This is a genomic window from Terriglobus sp. YAF25 (assembly GCF_052113305.1).
Lineage (GTDB): Bacteria > Acidobacteriota > Terriglobia > Terriglobales > Acidobacteriaceae > Terriglobus.
In genome coordinates, this window is sequence record NZ_JBFRCY010000014.1 from 1 (window position 1) to 14661 (window position 14661).

At 60.1% G+C, this 14661-nt stretch carries 13 protein-coding genes; 4 read left to right on the top strand and 9 right to left on the bottom strand.

All coding sequences use genetic code 11. The annotated features are described in order from the left end of the window. The 4 genes from AB4043_RS00980 to AB4043_RS00995 form a co-directional block, all read right to left on the bottom strand. Positions 1-390, bottom strand: a 390-nt coding sequence (locus AB4043_RS00980) for a YceI family protein (protein ID WP_442306346.1), incomplete at its 3' end; no start/stop codon positions are given. 105 nt (positions 391-495) lie between these two features. Further along, positions 496-1203 carry a pirin family protein gene (locus tag AB4043_RS00985; protein ID WP_442300378.1) on the bottom strand — a complete coding sequence of 236 codons (708 nt, stop codon included), beginning with the start codon at positions 1201-1203 and terminating at the stop codon, positions 496-498. Continuing rightward, complete coding sequence (locus AB4043_RS00990; protein WP_442300377.1) at positions 1200-1682, bottom strand: MarR family winged helix-turn-helix transcriptional regulator; 483 nt, start codon at positions 1680-1682, stop codon at positions 1200-1202. The genes AB4043_RS00985 and AB4043_RS00990 overlap by 4 nt, the downstream gene beginning before the upstream one ends. A gap of 176 nt (positions 1683-1858) precedes the next feature. Next, positions 1859-5005, bottom strand: a complete 3147-nt coding sequence (locus tag AB4043_RS00995) for a diguanylate cyclase (RefSeq protein ID WP_442306347.1) — start codon at positions 5003-5005, stop codon at positions 1859-1861. Between the two features lie 97 nt (positions 5006-5102). Between AB4043_RS00995 and AB4043_RS01000 the strand changes: the two genes are divergently transcribed. After that, on the top strand, positions 5103-5687 hold the full coding sequence (locus tag AB4043_RS01000) for a YceH family protein (protein WP_442300375.1): 585 nt from the start codon (positions 5103-5105) through the stop codon (positions 5685-5687). Between the two features lie 177 nt (positions 5688-5864). Here the strand turns inward: AB4043_RS01000 and AB4043_RS01005 are convergent, their stop codons facing one another. Then, positions 5865-6776 carry a LysR substrate-binding domain-containing protein gene (locus AB4043_RS01005; RefSeq protein WP_442306348.1) on the bottom strand — a complete coding sequence of 304 codons (912 nt, stop codon included), beginning with the start codon at positions 6774-6776 and terminating at the stop codon, positions 5865-5867. An 85-nt stretch (positions 6777-6861) separates the two neighbouring features. On the opposite strand from AB4043_RS01005, the gene AB4043_RS01010 reads away from it, so the two are divergent. After that, positions 6862-7377 carry a GNAT family N-acetyltransferase gene (locus AB4043_RS01010; RefSeq protein WP_442300373.1) on the top strand — a complete coding sequence of 172 codons (516 nt, stop codon included), beginning with the start codon at positions 6862-6864 and terminating at the stop codon, positions 7375-7377. Between the two features lie 221 nt (positions 7378-7598). Here AB4043_RS01010 and AB4043_RS01015 read toward each other — a convergent pair whose 3' ends face one another. The 4 genes from AB4043_RS01015 to AB4043_RS01030 all read right to left on the bottom strand — a co-directional run bounded on the left by AB4043_RS01015 (position 7599) and on the right by AB4043_RS01030 (position 12712). Beyond that, the gene (locus AB4043_RS01015) at positions 7599-8366 is read right to left on the bottom strand and encodes a hypothetical protein (protein WP_442300372.1); all 768 of its coding nucleotides are present in this window, start codon (positions 8364-8366) and stop codon (positions 7599-7601) included. Between the two features lie 124 nt (positions 8367-8490). After that, positions 8491-10734 carry a M56 family metallopeptidase gene (locus AB4043_RS01020; protein WP_442300371.1) on the bottom strand — a complete coding sequence of 748 codons (2244 nt, stop codon included), beginning with the start codon at positions 10732-10734 and terminating at the stop codon, positions 8491-8493. Between the two features lie 28 nt (positions 10735-10762). After that, positions 10763-11146: a BlaI/MecI/CopY family transcriptional regulator gene (locus AB4043_RS01025; RefSeq protein WP_442300370.1), complete on the bottom strand. Its 384-nt coding sequence runs from the start codon at positions 11144-11146 to the stop codon at positions 10763-10765. 372 nt (positions 11147-11518) lie between these two features. Further along, complete coding sequence (locus tag AB4043_RS01030) at positions 11519-12712, bottom strand: class I SAM-dependent rRNA methyltransferase (RefSeq protein ID WP_442300369.1); 1194 nt, start codon at positions 12710-12712, stop codon at positions 11519-11521. Between the two features lie 154 nt (positions 12713-12866). Here AB4043_RS01030 and AB4043_RS01035 point away from each other — a divergent pair, with 154 nt between their 5' ends. Beyond that, positions 12867-14549, top strand: a complete 1683-nt coding sequence (locus AB4043_RS01035) for an NAD-dependent malic enzyme (protein WP_442300368.1) — start codon at positions 12867-12869, stop codon at positions 14547-14549. 14 nt (positions 14550-14563) lie between these two features. Then, a partial coding sequence (locus AB4043_RS01040; RefSeq protein WP_442306349.1) for an NAD(P)-binding protein occupies positions 14564-14661 on the top strand: 98 nt, incomplete at its 3' end.

Below are 14661 nucleotides of genomic sequence, written 5' to 3' on the forward strand. Positions count from 1 at the left end.
GTTCAGCGTAAGGTCGCCGGTCACCAGGAGGCTATCGCCGGAACGCTTCACCGAGGTCGAGTTGAAGGTCAGCGTGGGGTACTTCTCCACGTCGAAGAAGTCGGCTGACTTCAGGTGATCGTTGCGCTTCTGAACACGGGTATCCAGCCCCTTGGTCTCAACCACTGCCGTCACGGTCGACTTGCTGGGATCCTTCTCATCCCAGGTCACGGTGCCGTTTACGGCGCCGAGCGAGCCGCGCACGTTGGACACGGAGAGGTGCTTCACCTGGAAGCCGGCCTCCGAGTGGTTCGGGTCAATCTTCCATGTCGAAGTCTGAGCAAATGCCTGCGATCCAACCAGAAGCAGGCCTCCAAGAAGGGATGCAACGAACGTACGAGTCACTTTCATTTATGTCTCCAAAATCCTGGTTGGGGAGCGCCCCAGGCGCCCGGGTTGATGTTGATGGTGGCAGGAAGCGCGCGGATTGCGACGGTCCGCGCGACCGTGTCCGGCTCAGGCTACGAGTTCAAAGACCAACACCTCGCTATTGCCTGTGCTTCCCGACTGCAAATGAATCTTTGATTCTTGCCGCAGAGCAGCGGCATCGCCTGCTTGAAGGGACGTTCCATTCACCTGTACGTCACCCTTCACCACATGCACCCATGCTGAACGTCCTTCCGCGAGCTCATAGTCGAGCTCCTTGCCCGGCTCAAGCTCCGCCACAGCCACAGCGGCGTCCTGGTTGATGGTCGCCGCGCCGGCCACCGGCGTCGACGAGGCGAGCACGCGAAAGCGGTTCTTCTTCTCCGCCGGATCGAAGGCCAGTTGCTCATAGCTGGGCTTCTCACCGCGTGTACGCGGCTCGATCCAGACCTGGAACAGGTGTACCGGCTCTGCGTTCGATCCATTGAACTCGCTGTGTACGACACCCGACCCTGCGGACATACGCTGGATCTCATTCGGCCCAAGCTCTTCCGTATGGCCCATGCTGTCCTTGTGGGCCAGCTTGCCAGAGATGACGTAGGTCAGAATCTCCATATCGCGATGCGGGTGCGAGCCGAAGCCACGGCCGGGAGCGACCACATCCTCATTGATCACCCGCAGCGGGCCGAAACCCATGTGGTGGGCGTCATAGTAGTTGGCGAACGAAAACGTGTGGTAACTATCCAGCCAGCCATGGTTGGCGTGGCCACGCTCTTTGCTCTTGCGTACGGTAATCATGCTTTTTCCCTTTCCTGCCGCTGGGACTTTGCCTTGTTATTGGCGACGGCGGCGGTCTGTCCCAGCTTCTTCAGGCCGTCATGCAACGCCTGGCGGTCAGCGGCCGAAAGCGGCCGCATCATCTCCTCCAGGTCGCGGCTGTGCGCCGAGAAAGTGCAGCGGATGAGCTTCTCTCCTTCGTCCGTCAGCTCGACAATCCGAACCCGGCGATCCGTCGCGTGAAACCCGCGGCGAACCAGATTGCGGCGCTCCAGCCGGTCAATCGCGGCCGTTGTCGAAGCGTTCGCAAGTCTTGCCTTTTCAGCAATCTGCGTCATCGAGAGAGGACCTTTGTGCAGCAGCATCTCAAGCACGATGAAGTCACTCAGCCCCAGGCCCGTACCGACAATAGAATCTTCGGCAAAGGTCCGGACGGCGTCGTAGGCCTTCATCATCACCAGCCAGAGGCGGGTTGCCGAGAGTGCTTTCTGCTCGCTCATTCCTGTGTCCTGCTCCTTTCTACTACATCGGATGTTTCGATATCGAAATAGATTCAGCGGAAGTATGGGGGCGTATTCCCTCGAACCTAATGTAATTTCCTGTAAGAGATTTGTGGCATCCGTGCCCACCCTGGCGTTGCGAGCGGGTAATCCCGGGATCTTTCCGTATCGAATAGCTACGCTGTCCGTCCGGAGGAGGTCTGGACGCAGTTCTTTCCGGAGCGCTTAGCCCGGTAAAGCCCCTGATCCGCACGCGAGATCAGAGCCTCCAGCGACTCATCCTCTCCCATCGAGGTCGCCAGGCCGATGCTGGTCGTCGTGTGAAAGACGATCCCAGCGTATTCGATCGGGGCTGACTCCACCATCTGGCGAAGGCGCTCTGCCATCTGGAGCGCCTGACTTTCTTCCGTCTCCGGCAGCAGAAGAATGAACTCCTCGCCTCCATAACGGCTCAGGATGTCCGAGGTACGAATGGAAGACGCAAACATGGTCGCAATGGCGCGCAACGTAGCATCGCCGGCGCTGTGCCCCATGGTGTCGTTGGTCTGCTTGAAGTTGTCGAGATCAGCCAGCAACAGGCTGTAGCTGCGGCCTGATCGGTGGGAGCGCGAGACTTCCAATGAAGCACGCTCAAAGAAGCCGCGGCGGTTTAGTGTTCCGGTCAGCTCATCATGCAGGGCAATCCGCGCCAGCCGCTCATTGACACGGATCAGCTCCTGACGGCTCGACTCCAGCTCACTGGTTCGCGTGGCGATCACGGCTTCCAGCTCCCGCTGGCGGCGCGCCATGTAAGCAAGACGGACCCGGACCAGCAACAGCACGACACCAATCGTCAGCAGGATCAGCAGGATTTGAAACCACAAGGTCTCTGTCACACCATTGCGGATGTGAATAGGAAAGCTGGTCTCCTGCGATGGTCCCGCGCCATTGCGGCTAACGGCACGGATATGGAAGACATACTGGCCGCCGGGAAGGTTGGTGTAAGTCRCGGAACGGCGGCTGATGCTTGGCACACTCCAGCTATCGTCGAAGCCTTCCAGTTGATAGGAGTAAAGCGTGTCGTCGGGCGAGGTGTAATCCAGCAGCGCGAAGTTCACCTCAAAACCGCGATGAGACGGGAAGCTCAGTTGCCCTGCTCCCGCCTGGCGGGCCAGCAGCACCGGCGATTGTGCGACTCCCTGCACCGTCACCTCGGTCGCTACCAGCGGTGCAGCAAAGGTCCACGGGTGGAGCTTTTGCGGCCGGACGATGACCACGGAGGAGTTCCCCGGAAAGAGAATGGTTCCATCATCCAGCATGGCGGAGCTGAACAGGTTCTGCGCCGTCGCCTGCAATCCATCCGGCGCCCCGTACCGCCGTACGGAAAAGCTCTTTGGATCCACGGCGGCAAGTCCGCGGGGCGTATTGATCCACATCGTTCCATCGAGACCGCGCCGGATGACCAGGATGATGTCGTCCGGCAGGTTGTTATGGTCGTGGTCGATCGTACGGAATCGCGCCTTCCCATCCGGCTTGAGCTCGTCCATCACCTGAACGCCGGAGCCGATGGAACCGATCCAGAGACGGCCCTGCGCGTCCTCCGCAATCGGCTGGATGTTGTCGGTCGCAATCGAAGCCGAGTCGTTCTTGTCATGGCGTATGTGACGGAAGCTTTCGGTCGCGGGGTCGAAGAGATCCAGCCCCAGCCGTGTTGTCACCCACAACCGCCCGTGAGAGTCCTTCAACATGTCGCGGACGTAGTCGTCCGAGATGCTGGCGACATTGTTCTGATCGTGAGCGAAGACCTTCAGTTGCCCGGTGCGCCGGTTGTAGCGCGCCAGACCGTTATAGCTTCCCGCCCACAGGTCGTCGCCATCCACCAGCACCGCATTCACGATCTGCTTGCGAAGGAAGACATCGTCGATGGGGCGGTAGGTCCGCGTCGCGACATCGATCAGGTACAGGCCAATGCCTCCGGCGATTACTGTCTTCTCATCAACTGCCTTGATCGCCAGCGCCTCACGATGGGAGATCTGGTCCCCGCTCACGCCCGGCGCAGGCTTAATGCGATGAATGCTTCCATCCCGGTCAATCTCTGCAAACCCGCCCTGGTCGAAGCCAACCCAAACACGGCCATACCCGGCGCCGACGCTGCGCACCTCCGAACCATAGAGACGGTCTGGCCGCAACGGCGAGCTGCGGATGTTGAAGATGCCGCGCCCATTCACGGTGATGGAGGAAAGACCGCTGTCGGTCCCCAGCCACACCACCCCGGAGCGGTCACGAATCATGCCACGAATGAAGTCATTGCTCAGAGGCGCCGATGCGGTCGGGTCCTTAGCCCAATGCAGCGTTTGCCCTGTGGCCGTATCAAGCGAGAACAGCCCGCCGCCATAGGTCGCAAACCACAGCAGGCCAGGCTGCATCTCCAGAAAGACACGCACCGTGTGAGGCCCGACCAACGATCCCTCTCCGGCAAGCCCAGGATATCCATGCACCGTCCCGGACTTTCGATCGACAGCGCCGATCCCCGTGGTGTCGGTTCCTATCCAGATCCCTCCGACATGGTCTTGGAAGATCGACCAGACCGAAGGCCGCTGTCCCAGCTTGTCGTCGCCGGCGAAGAACTCAAATTCCCCGGCGCCTTTCCCCAACATGTAGAGTCCTGTGCCGGATCCCACCCAGAGGTTGCGATCCTTATCCTGCAGCAACGCGAAGATGCCGCCGGATGGCATTCTGCCGGTGACTGGCTGGCCCCTAAGTCCACCGTAGAGATCGAACTCGCCCGTACTGTCGTGATAGTGAGCGAATCCGTTCTGTGTGCCAATCCAGACACCGCCTTCTCCATCATCAGCCATACAGAAGACACGCGCCTTGCGCAGCACTGAGGGGGTCTTCACCGGAGTGACAAAGCTGTCCGTCGCCGGCTGATAGATGCTAAGACCGGCGCTTCCCGTGCCGACATACAGGCCACCGTCAGCCCGCGGCAACAGCACCCGCACATTGTTATCCGGCAGAGAACCCGGGTCATGGGCATCGTGCGTGTAGTTATAGATCTGGTCCCCGTCGAACCGGGAGAGCCCGCCGAAGCTGGCGATCCAGACATAGCCCGTGGTGTCCTGCGCGAAGCCATAGACAGAGTCATGGGGCAGACCCTGCTTCATGGTCATCACATTAAAATTCATCTCGGAGATAGCCTGAAGCTTATCCCCATCCAATCCGGCAGCCGAACCAGTCTGTGCGCCGGCTCTGGCTCCAGAATAAAAAATCCCGGCCAGCGCTAGGAACCACAGCGCCGGACGGAGAACCCACCACTCCGCTTTCACCAACGACCGCCGCGTCACGACTCCTCGTCCAAAGGGAAAAATATCATGCTCCGAGGTATCTTCCCCAGGCTTTTTGTCACAGCGGACTATGCTGATGCATATGGAACTCTCTGCCATGGAAGCGCGCGTGCTCGGTGGGTTGATGGAGAAAGAGATCAACACCCCGGAGTACTATCCCCTGTCTCTGAATGCATTGATCGCCGCATGTAACCAGAAGTCATCGCGCGAACCGGTTATGGAGCTCAGTGAAGAAGAGGTGCGTTCCTCACTTCGCCACCTGGAAGACATCGGTTACACCTCCACTGTGCACGACAGCCGCGTGCTTAAGTTTGAACACCGCGTACGCACGGTGTTGAACCTGCGCCGTGACGAGACCGCTGTTTTGTGTCTACTGCTGCTGCGCGGACCCCAGACTCCGGGAGAACTGCGTACACGCGCCGACCGCATGTACACCTTCGATGACCTGGCGGCGGTGCAAAGTACGCTGACCCGCATGGTGGAACGAGAGACGCCTCTCGTTGTCCTGCTGCCCCGCCAGGCGGGAGCAAGGGAAGCCCGTTACGCACATCTATTGTGTGGGATGCCTGAGACCAGTGAAGTGGCTGCTCCTGGCAAAGCATCTTCACCCAGCCGCCTGGAAGAGCTGGAAGCCCGCATCGCCGCCCTTGAAGCCCGCGTCGCCGAACTTGAGACCAGGTAGGCTAGGCGATATATATTCGAAACCCGTGCTCTGGGTGCCCCATTCACGCGGAGCGTGAGTGGGAGATTCGAGCGAAGCTCGAACCGCTTTTGTTTGTCATTTATCGAAGCCTATGGATCCCAGATCAGGGACATCCCACCCATCGCGTTGCGATGGATGGGGCACCCGGGCCCGAAGCTACCCACGGCTTAACTCTTTGACTCTTCCGACTCCGCTTCTCAGAATCTCCGCAAACCCCTTAACAATCGCTCGATGTTCGCCTTCGCGGTACGCCAGCTCCAGATCGCTGCGCACCTTGACTCCCCGCAGGCGCACACATACCACATCGTTCAGCGCAATCTTCTCGACACACGCCGGCGCGACCGTTATCCCAAGCCCCGCACCCACCAGACGCAGCAGTGTCAGCCACTGCGGCGCCTCCTGCACAATCTGTGGCCGGAAGCCGTGCTCTTCGAAGATGGACATCGGCTTTTCAAACGCCCGCGTTCCCGCAGACGGAGCATGAAAGACAAACGGCTCGTCGCGCAACGCAGCGGCCGAGATGCTGTTGCTGGCGGCAAGCGGATGCTGCTTCGGAAGCACGGCAACATAGGGCTCGTTGAGCAACGGTTCCACATGCAGGCCGTTCGCAGGGCCCCCATCACGCAGAATGCCCACATCGATCTCTCCGCTCATGAGAGACCGCATCACCGACGCCGTGTAGCTCTCGAAGAGCTGAAGTTGCACCTTGGGAAACCGGCGGCGATACGTGCCGAAGGTACGAGGCACGACCGTCAGCATGGCAGAGCTGATAAAACCCACGCGCAGTAAACCCTGCTCGCCGCGGCCGATGCTGCGGGCCTCCTGCATGTCATCCTGCACATTGCTCAGCGTGCGGCGCGCGCGTTCCAGGAAAGCCTCGCCCGCGGCAGTCAGGCGAACCGCACGGGATGTCCGCAGAAAGAGCCGGCAACCAAGGATCTCTTCAAGCTTACGGATCTGCTGGGAGAGCGGAGGCTGGGCGAGATGCAGGCGGCGCGCAGCACGTCCGAAGTGGAGCTCGTCCGCSACGGCGACGAAGTAGCGCAAMTGACGCAGCTCGATATCCATATCTTTAACATCCTAATGTGGATAAACAGGATATTGGACATATCGCACATGGGGCGAAAGACTCAGACGTACTGGAGGTGACCCCATGCAGGGCGCTTTGCTGCTGGCCGATCTCCCCGTCGAACGCGGGCGAGTAACCATCCGTACCTTCCAACCTGGAGACGAAGCTGCCTTCCGCTCTCTGAACGAGAACTGGATCAGCAAACACTTCACGATGGAAGATCACGACTACGAGACGCTGGACGATCCACATACGCACATCCTGAACCCAGGCGGACAGATTCTATGCGTGGAAGAGGATGGCGCAGTCTTCGGCTGCGTAGCTCTTGTACCCATGCAGGAAGCGCGTAGCTTCGAGTTGGCGAAGATGGCCATCGATGACTGCTGGCAGGGACGCGGCATGGGCCGCAGGCTGCTCACCGCAACCGTTGGATATGCCCGGGATGTCCTGAAGGCGAAGAAGCTCTTTCTCGAGAGCAACGCGAAGCTCGAGAACGCCGTGCATCTCTACGAAGCGGTCGGCTTCCGTCATCTTCCACCGGATCGAGTGAAGACATCACCCTATGCGCGCGCAAACGTGCACATGGAGCTGGTCTTCTAAATCAAATTTCGCGGGATTACGCCAAGGTGACCGGCATCCCGGTGAACTCGTTCGCCGGGTTAAGGGTAGAGGAGAACGACTGCTCCTCTACCCAACCTTCCTGAGGGGCTTCAGCCAAAAGCTGAGGCCCAATTTTTTGCGTTCAGACACCACGCACGTGAAACTATTCGAGCGAAGCTCGAATCAGTGGGAGCCGTGGCCTGAAGGCCACGGCTCCCACCCTACTCATCCAGCTTGAAGGTCTTGATCTTCACCAGCTTGGAAACCGTCAGGTCTTTCAACCCCCTCGCCTTCATCTTTTCGATAAATGGCTTATCGATATGAAAGACGCACATCTCGATCAATTCCCTGTCGTTGGGATTAAGCCCCATCGACTTGATCTCGCGGATGCGCTCCGGCGTGACGCCAACAGCCTTCATCTCCGTCAGTTTATTCGCGCGTAACTCCGGATATCCTTCGGCTGCGATCGCACGGATGTATTCAGGATCGACATGCAAGGCCCGCAGACCCATCAGGTGGTTTGCAGTGAGATCCGTGACCCCGGTCGCCTGGATCTGCTTGATCCACGCAATGGAAACGTCCAGCATCGCAAAACCTTCCAGGCGCTTGTCGGGAATCTCTCCCTCCAGACCAAGGGAACGCACCTGGCGCGCGTAGTCCGTGTTGGGGGTAAACGTATAGCGGCCCGCGAGCATGCCATCATGCACGACACCGTTGCACCGCATCTCTCCTGCGTCTGCATGCAGACGAGCATCCACCGGCGTACCTTCCTGGGTCAGGAGATCGCGCGTAATGCCCCAGCGCTCCCAACCCATGCTGGAGTTCGAGGTTCCACAGCCGCCGTCGCCCTCGCAGTCTGTGCGGTTGATCAGAAACGAGACCTGATCCGGATGCTTCTCCGAAGGCGAAAGCATGCACACACCGGTCCGTGTTTGGGCGTGCGCCGCCGCCAGCCCCAGGATGAGGAGCGTGAGTGTAAGCGTCTTCATGGTGTCTCCTTAGAGAGTTTTCCCTGTTACTGGGCATCCCAGAAAGGGCGTGCTGCGGCGTTTTCATTAAGGAAAACGCCATGGATGTGGAAGCTCTTGACTACGCCCTCAGGGAAAATCTCCTTTAGTCTTCGAGCAGTCCGCTGATCTTCAGCTTCACCAGCTTGTCCAGCGAGGTGTTGTTGAAGCCGTGCGACTTGGCCTTGGCGATAAAGGCCTCATCGATGTGAAAGTTGGCAGCCTCGCGAATCGTCTTCATATCCGCGTTGGGGAAGGTCTGCTTCACCCAGCGCGTGTACTCCGGCGTCACGCCCTGGGCCTTGAGCGAGACCAGCTGGTGGGCATCCAGGTCGGCAAAGCCAGCCGCCGCCATGCTCTTGGCATACTCCGGAGTCACGCCAACGGACTTGATGGAAACCAGATCATGCAGGTTCTGCACCGGGATTCCCGAGTTCTTCAAGCCGGCCGCGTATTCCGGAGTAATGCCCATGGACTTCAATGCGACCAGATCATGCACGGTCGGCGAACCATAGCCCATACCGGCAATCTGCTTGGCATAGTCGCCGGTAATCCCCAGGCTCTTCTCAGAGATCACATCGCGTAGCGACGCAGGTGGGATGCCGGAGCTCTTCAACTCGGCGACATACTCCGGTGAGACTCCCATCGACTTCAGTGCTACCAGGTCATGCAGGTTCGGGGTGCCGATCCCGAGTTGCGAGATGGACTTTGCATACTCCGGTGTCACACCCACCGACTTCATGCCGACCAGATCGTGCAGCGTGGGCTTGCCGTAACCCGAGTCCGCCACTAACTTGGCATACTCCGGGGTAACGCCAACCGACTTCAGGCTTACCAGATCATGCAGCGAAGGCGTGCCGTAGCCGGCTTCCGCCATCTTCTTGGCGTATTCCGGCGTCACGCCAACCGACCGCATCGAGATGATCTGGTCGAGGTCCTTATCCAGGTCCAGCGGATATCCCGCGTCCTTCATCTGCTGCAGGTAGGCGGCRCCGCCGCCCTTGACGGCATCCTGAAACATCGCCCTGCGTGCAGCGGAGACGACCGGGGCCACATTCGCGGCAACCGCGACATTGACAGCCGGAGTAACAGCGACCTGGATTGCCGAGTTGACCTGCGGAGCAATGTCGCCCATCGGGTCGGGCGCAGGATTCGGTTGCGCTGCGGGTGTGGGATTGGATTGGGCGGCTGGTGCCGGCGCCGCCACAGGCCTCGGTGTAGCTACCGGCGTAGGCGCGGTCTGCGGAGCGGCAATGTTCTCAGCCATCAGAGGCGCCGGGATCGGAACGATCTTCGCCTGCTGCTTCAGTCCCTGCGCCATCTTCGGCGCCAACATCAGTCCCACCACCACGGCTCCGGCCACTGCGGCCTGTACCCCACTCTTCATTCCTGCCTCCATCTGTCGTCCCTCTCCCAGAATCTGTTTCACCCTGCCCAGCAGCGGCGTCTGTCCGTTATTGAGCGCCACAGCCAGCCGCAGCCGCTCCGTACGCTGTTCTTCCAGGCGTAGCAAAGCCTGGGCATAGACCACCGGATCGGCACAGGTCTGCGCCGCCACGGCATCGCAGCACACCTCACGCAGATCCCGCGCGCGGCGGCTGATCCACCAAACCGCCGGATGGAAGAAGAGCAGGCTCTCGATGGCTGTCTGCAGCAGGTTTGCCGCGTAGTCCCATCGGCGGATATGTGCCAGCTCATGCGCCAGCACCGACTCAAGCTCCTCCGGCTCGAGCTGCGCCAGGATGCTTGCCGGCAGAATCACGGCCGTACGCCACACTCCCATTGCCAGTGGCGACAGTACCTCGTCGGAGAAGCGCAGGGCGACGTTGCGGCCCGTGCGAAGCTGCCGGTTGATGCGCTGGAACATAAGCTCCAGCTCCGCCGGAACCAGCCCAGTGGCACGCCGCCGCACCAGCTCCAACTGCCACCATCCACCTGCGGCACGCAATGCGAGCAGCAATACGCCACCGATCCAGATGCCGTCGATCCAGGGAAGAATGCGGTCAGCGTTCCAGGCGATCCACAATTCGCTCTCCTGGACAACCGGCACGGCGACCGGAATCTCCTTCACAATCGCCTCGTGAAACGCTCCCAGCTGGGACGCGGCGACCGTCTGCCCGTCGTGCGAGATGTGCACCACCAGCCGTGACTGATCGACATAGGTTGCGATGGCTGCCAGCGGCATCAGCAGCGTAGCAACAAGTGCAATCAGATAACGCGTGTTTGCTCCTGCCTTATGCGTCAGGCGGTCGGCAATGCTGTAGAACATCGCAATCGCCGTTCCCTGCCAGCAGAAGTGCAGCAGAGTCCAGCCCAGCGCCACCATGGTTCCGTTGTCGATCAATCTCATCGGTCGCCCCTCTCGCCGTTGCTCTGACTTACTTTTTGCGGCGCTTTAGAAGTTTGCGAATCTCGTCCAGCTCTTCTTCACTGGCCTGTTCCATCTCCAGTGCGTGCAGTGCGAGCTGTGCCGCGCTTCCGGCGAAGAAGCGCTGACTCAGCTCACGCATAAAACGGCGCTGCGCATCCTCACGTTTGATCGCTGCGCTATACACATGAGCGCGCTCGCTCTCATCGCGCGTGACCAGACCCTTCTCGGTCATGATCTGCATCAACTTCAGCACGCCAGTGTAGACCACCGGACGCTGCGCATTCACGTCCTCGAAGATCTCGCGAACCGTGGCCTGACCACGATTCCAGAGAATCGTCAGCAATTCAAGCTCGCCTTCGGTCGGTTTGGGTGTCTCCCTGTTCTTCATCATGGGAAGAACGTTATACGAACCCGTTCGTACGTGTCAACGAAAAACTTCGTACGAAATTATATGCACGAAAAAGGGTGCAGAAATTCCCCATACGCCGGGCGCCCCGGGTCCCTAAGGGACCTGGGCATTCGCGCTACGCGCGAACCGTCTTTTTGTTTGTCATTTTGGTAGTGATCGGGGACGCCGGCCAGCTTGCTGGTTGGAGTGGATCGACCATGAGAAGCGGAGAAATTTGTTTCTCACTCAACATCCTTGGTGACTCAGTCAGAAAGACAGGTCGCGCGTAGCGCGATGCCCATGTCCCCGAGGGACACCACCCCAACGAACAAGTTCGTTGGTGACCAGGGACATGGGGCACCCAATGCGTGGCTCTCAGTCCACTTTTGTAATCAAGCACTTCAAATACCGCGTCTCTGGCAGCGTCAGCACCTCCGGATGATCCGGAGCCGCCGCCCTAGTCTCCAGCAGCCGCACCCGCCGCTTTGCATCGGCAGAGGCCGCCGCGACCGTGGCCACAAAATCCTCCAGGTGCACATGGTGCGAGCATGAACACGTCACCAGCACGCCACCAGGCTTCAACATGCGCAGAGCCCGCAGGTTCAGCTCCTTGTAACCGCGCATCGCACCCTCAGCCGCACGCCGTGTCTTCGCAAACGCCGGTGGGTCGAGCACGATGGTGTCAAAACGTTCATTCGCGGCATCGTACTCGCGCAGCAGCGCAAAGGCGTCGCCCTCGATCCATTCAACAGGCTTCCGTATCTGCGACGCATTCAACTCAAGATTGCGGTCAGCAACCTCCAGGGCCGCACGGCTTTGGTCCACAGCCGTGACCTCATCACACACCCGCGCCAGGTGCAACGCAAAGCCGCCCTGGTAGGTACAGACATCCAGCGCACGTCCGTGTGCGTAGCTCGCTGCCGCGGCATAGTTCAAGCGTTGATCGAGAAACGCTCCCGTCTTCTGCCCCGCATTGGCGTCGTAATGAAACTTCAATCCATTCAGATCAAAAACGGTCGCCAGCTTTGCCTCGCCGCGATTGAAGATCGCCTCGGCCGGAGCCGGTGCGAGCTGCTCCAGCTCACGCACACGCGGATCAGGCCGCTCGACGATGGTTCCAATACTCTCGATCTCACGCAGCACTTCCACGACTGCATCGCGAAGGTCCGCCTGCGCTGTTCCCTGTGTCAATAACTGCAGCACCGCGAGATCGTTGTAACGATCGAGCACAATCCCGGGAAGCTCATCCGCCTCACTGAAGATCAACCGGCATGCAGCCCGGCCCTCACGACGCGAGACCGATGCACGCACACGCTCACGCACCAGCGCCAGGTATCCGGCACGGTCCAATGCCGGGTCAGTAGAGACCATGCGCAGCGCAATCTGCGACGCTGCACTGTAGATGGCTGACCCGAGCGGAATGCCGCGATTGTCGGCCACGGCGACCACCGCGCCGGGCGCGATGCCCTCAGGGAGAGACTGCACATCAGAGCTGTAGACCCACACGTGGCCCTCGCGAATGCGATCGGCGGCGCGGCGGGAGATGGCGATAAACGACTGTTGCTTCACCCCTTAATCGTCGCATAGGAGCATGGAGCATTTTCCCAGTGGGTGTAATGTAGGGTTTCCGCATCCATGGGCGTTTCCGCAATGAAAACGCGACGGCACACCCTCCCGGGATACCCAGCAACAGGGAAACGCTCTAGAATCAACCCCAGGACCTATGGCGCAGGACAAAACGATCTACACCTCCCTCACCGGCTTTGGTCTGCTGAACAGCCCGGCATTGAACAAGGGCACCGCTTTTACCGAAGCCGAGCGCGACGAGTTCTTTCTTCACGGCCTTCTGCCGCCTCAAATCGGAACCCTCGACCAGCAGGTAGAGCGCCGGATCAAGGCCTTTCGGGCGTTGAATAGCAATCTCGAAAAGTACGTCTTCATGCGCGACCTGCAGGACCACAGCGAGACCATCTTCTATGCCTTGGTCTCCCACCACATCGAGGAGATGCTCCCGATCGTCTACACACCCACCGTAGGCGAGGGCTGCCAGCGCTTCTCGGAGCACTATCACACGCCGCGCGGCGTCTATCTCAGCTATCCCAACAAGCACCGCATCGCGCAGATCCTCTCTCACCCGCGCTACGACCACATCCGCTGCATCGTCGTCTCCGATGGTGAGCGCATCCTTGGTCTGGGAGACCAGGGCGCCGGCGGCATGGGCATCCCCATCGGCAAGCTGGCGCTTTACACCGCGCTCGCCGGCGTCCATCCCATGTGGTGTCTGCCTGTCTTTCTCGACGTTGGCACCGACAACCAGGACCGCCTCGACAACCCGCTCTATATCGGCTGGAAGAACCGCCGTATTCGCGGGAAAGAGTACGACGAGTTCGTCGAAGAGTTCGTTCGCGCCGTACGCCGCCGTTGGCCTCATGTTCTGCTGCAGTGGGAGGATTTTGCCGGAAACAACGCCAGCCGCTTGCTTGAACGCTACCGTACGAAGGTCTGCAGCTTCAACGACGACATCCAGGGCACCGCGGCCGTCTCCACGGCCACCATTCTCGCCAGCTCCTCGCTCACCGGCATTCCGCTACGCGATCAGCGTGTCGCGATCTTCGGCTTCGGCTCCGCAGGCACCGGCATCGCACAACTGCTAGCAAAGGCCATGCAGGACCAGGGGCTTTCGCAAGCTGAAGCACGCAGCCGTTTCTTCCCTGTCGATATCGGCGGCCTTGTATTGGAAGACACACCCCATCTGCGCGATGACCAGAAGGCCTTCGCACAATCGCGCTCCGCTCTCGCCAACTGGCAACTCAACGATTCCGCCTTTATCAGCCTTGAAGATGTCGTCCGCAACGCGAAGCCCACGGTATTAATCGGAGTCTCTGGCCAGTTCGGCGCCTTCAACGAGACCATCGTGCGTGAGATGGCGAGGCATGTCGCACGGCCTGCGATCTTCCCCCTCTCAAACCCAACCTCACGTGCTGAAGCCACGCCGCTCGACCTGCTGCACTGGACGGATGGACGCGCCATCATTGGCACCGGCAGTCCGTGGGGCACAGTGGAATACAACGGAGCTCCTTATCGCGTCGCACAGACCAACAACTCCTACATCTTCCCCGGTCTCGCGCTTGGCATCATCATGTCGCGCGCCAAGCAGGTAAGCGACGGCATGATCATGGCCTCCGCAAAAGCCCTGGCGTCGGTGACTCCTTCCTGCAGCGATCAGAGTGCATGCCTGCTGCCGGAGATGAGCCGCATCCGCGAGGTCTCGACCACCATCGCCCGCGCTGTCGGTATGCAAGCTCAACAGGAAGGCCTCGCAGCCGTGAAAGGCGATGCCTTCGAAAAGGCTCTACGCGAGCATGTCTGGGAACCGGTCTACATGCCCTACCGGAGGCGCAAATAGCCGCGTGGGATGCCATCGTCGTCGGTGCCGGAGCCGCCGGCATGATGGCCGCGATCGAAGCCGGCAAACGAGGCCGACGTGTGCTTGTGCTCGACCACTCGCAGCGCATTGG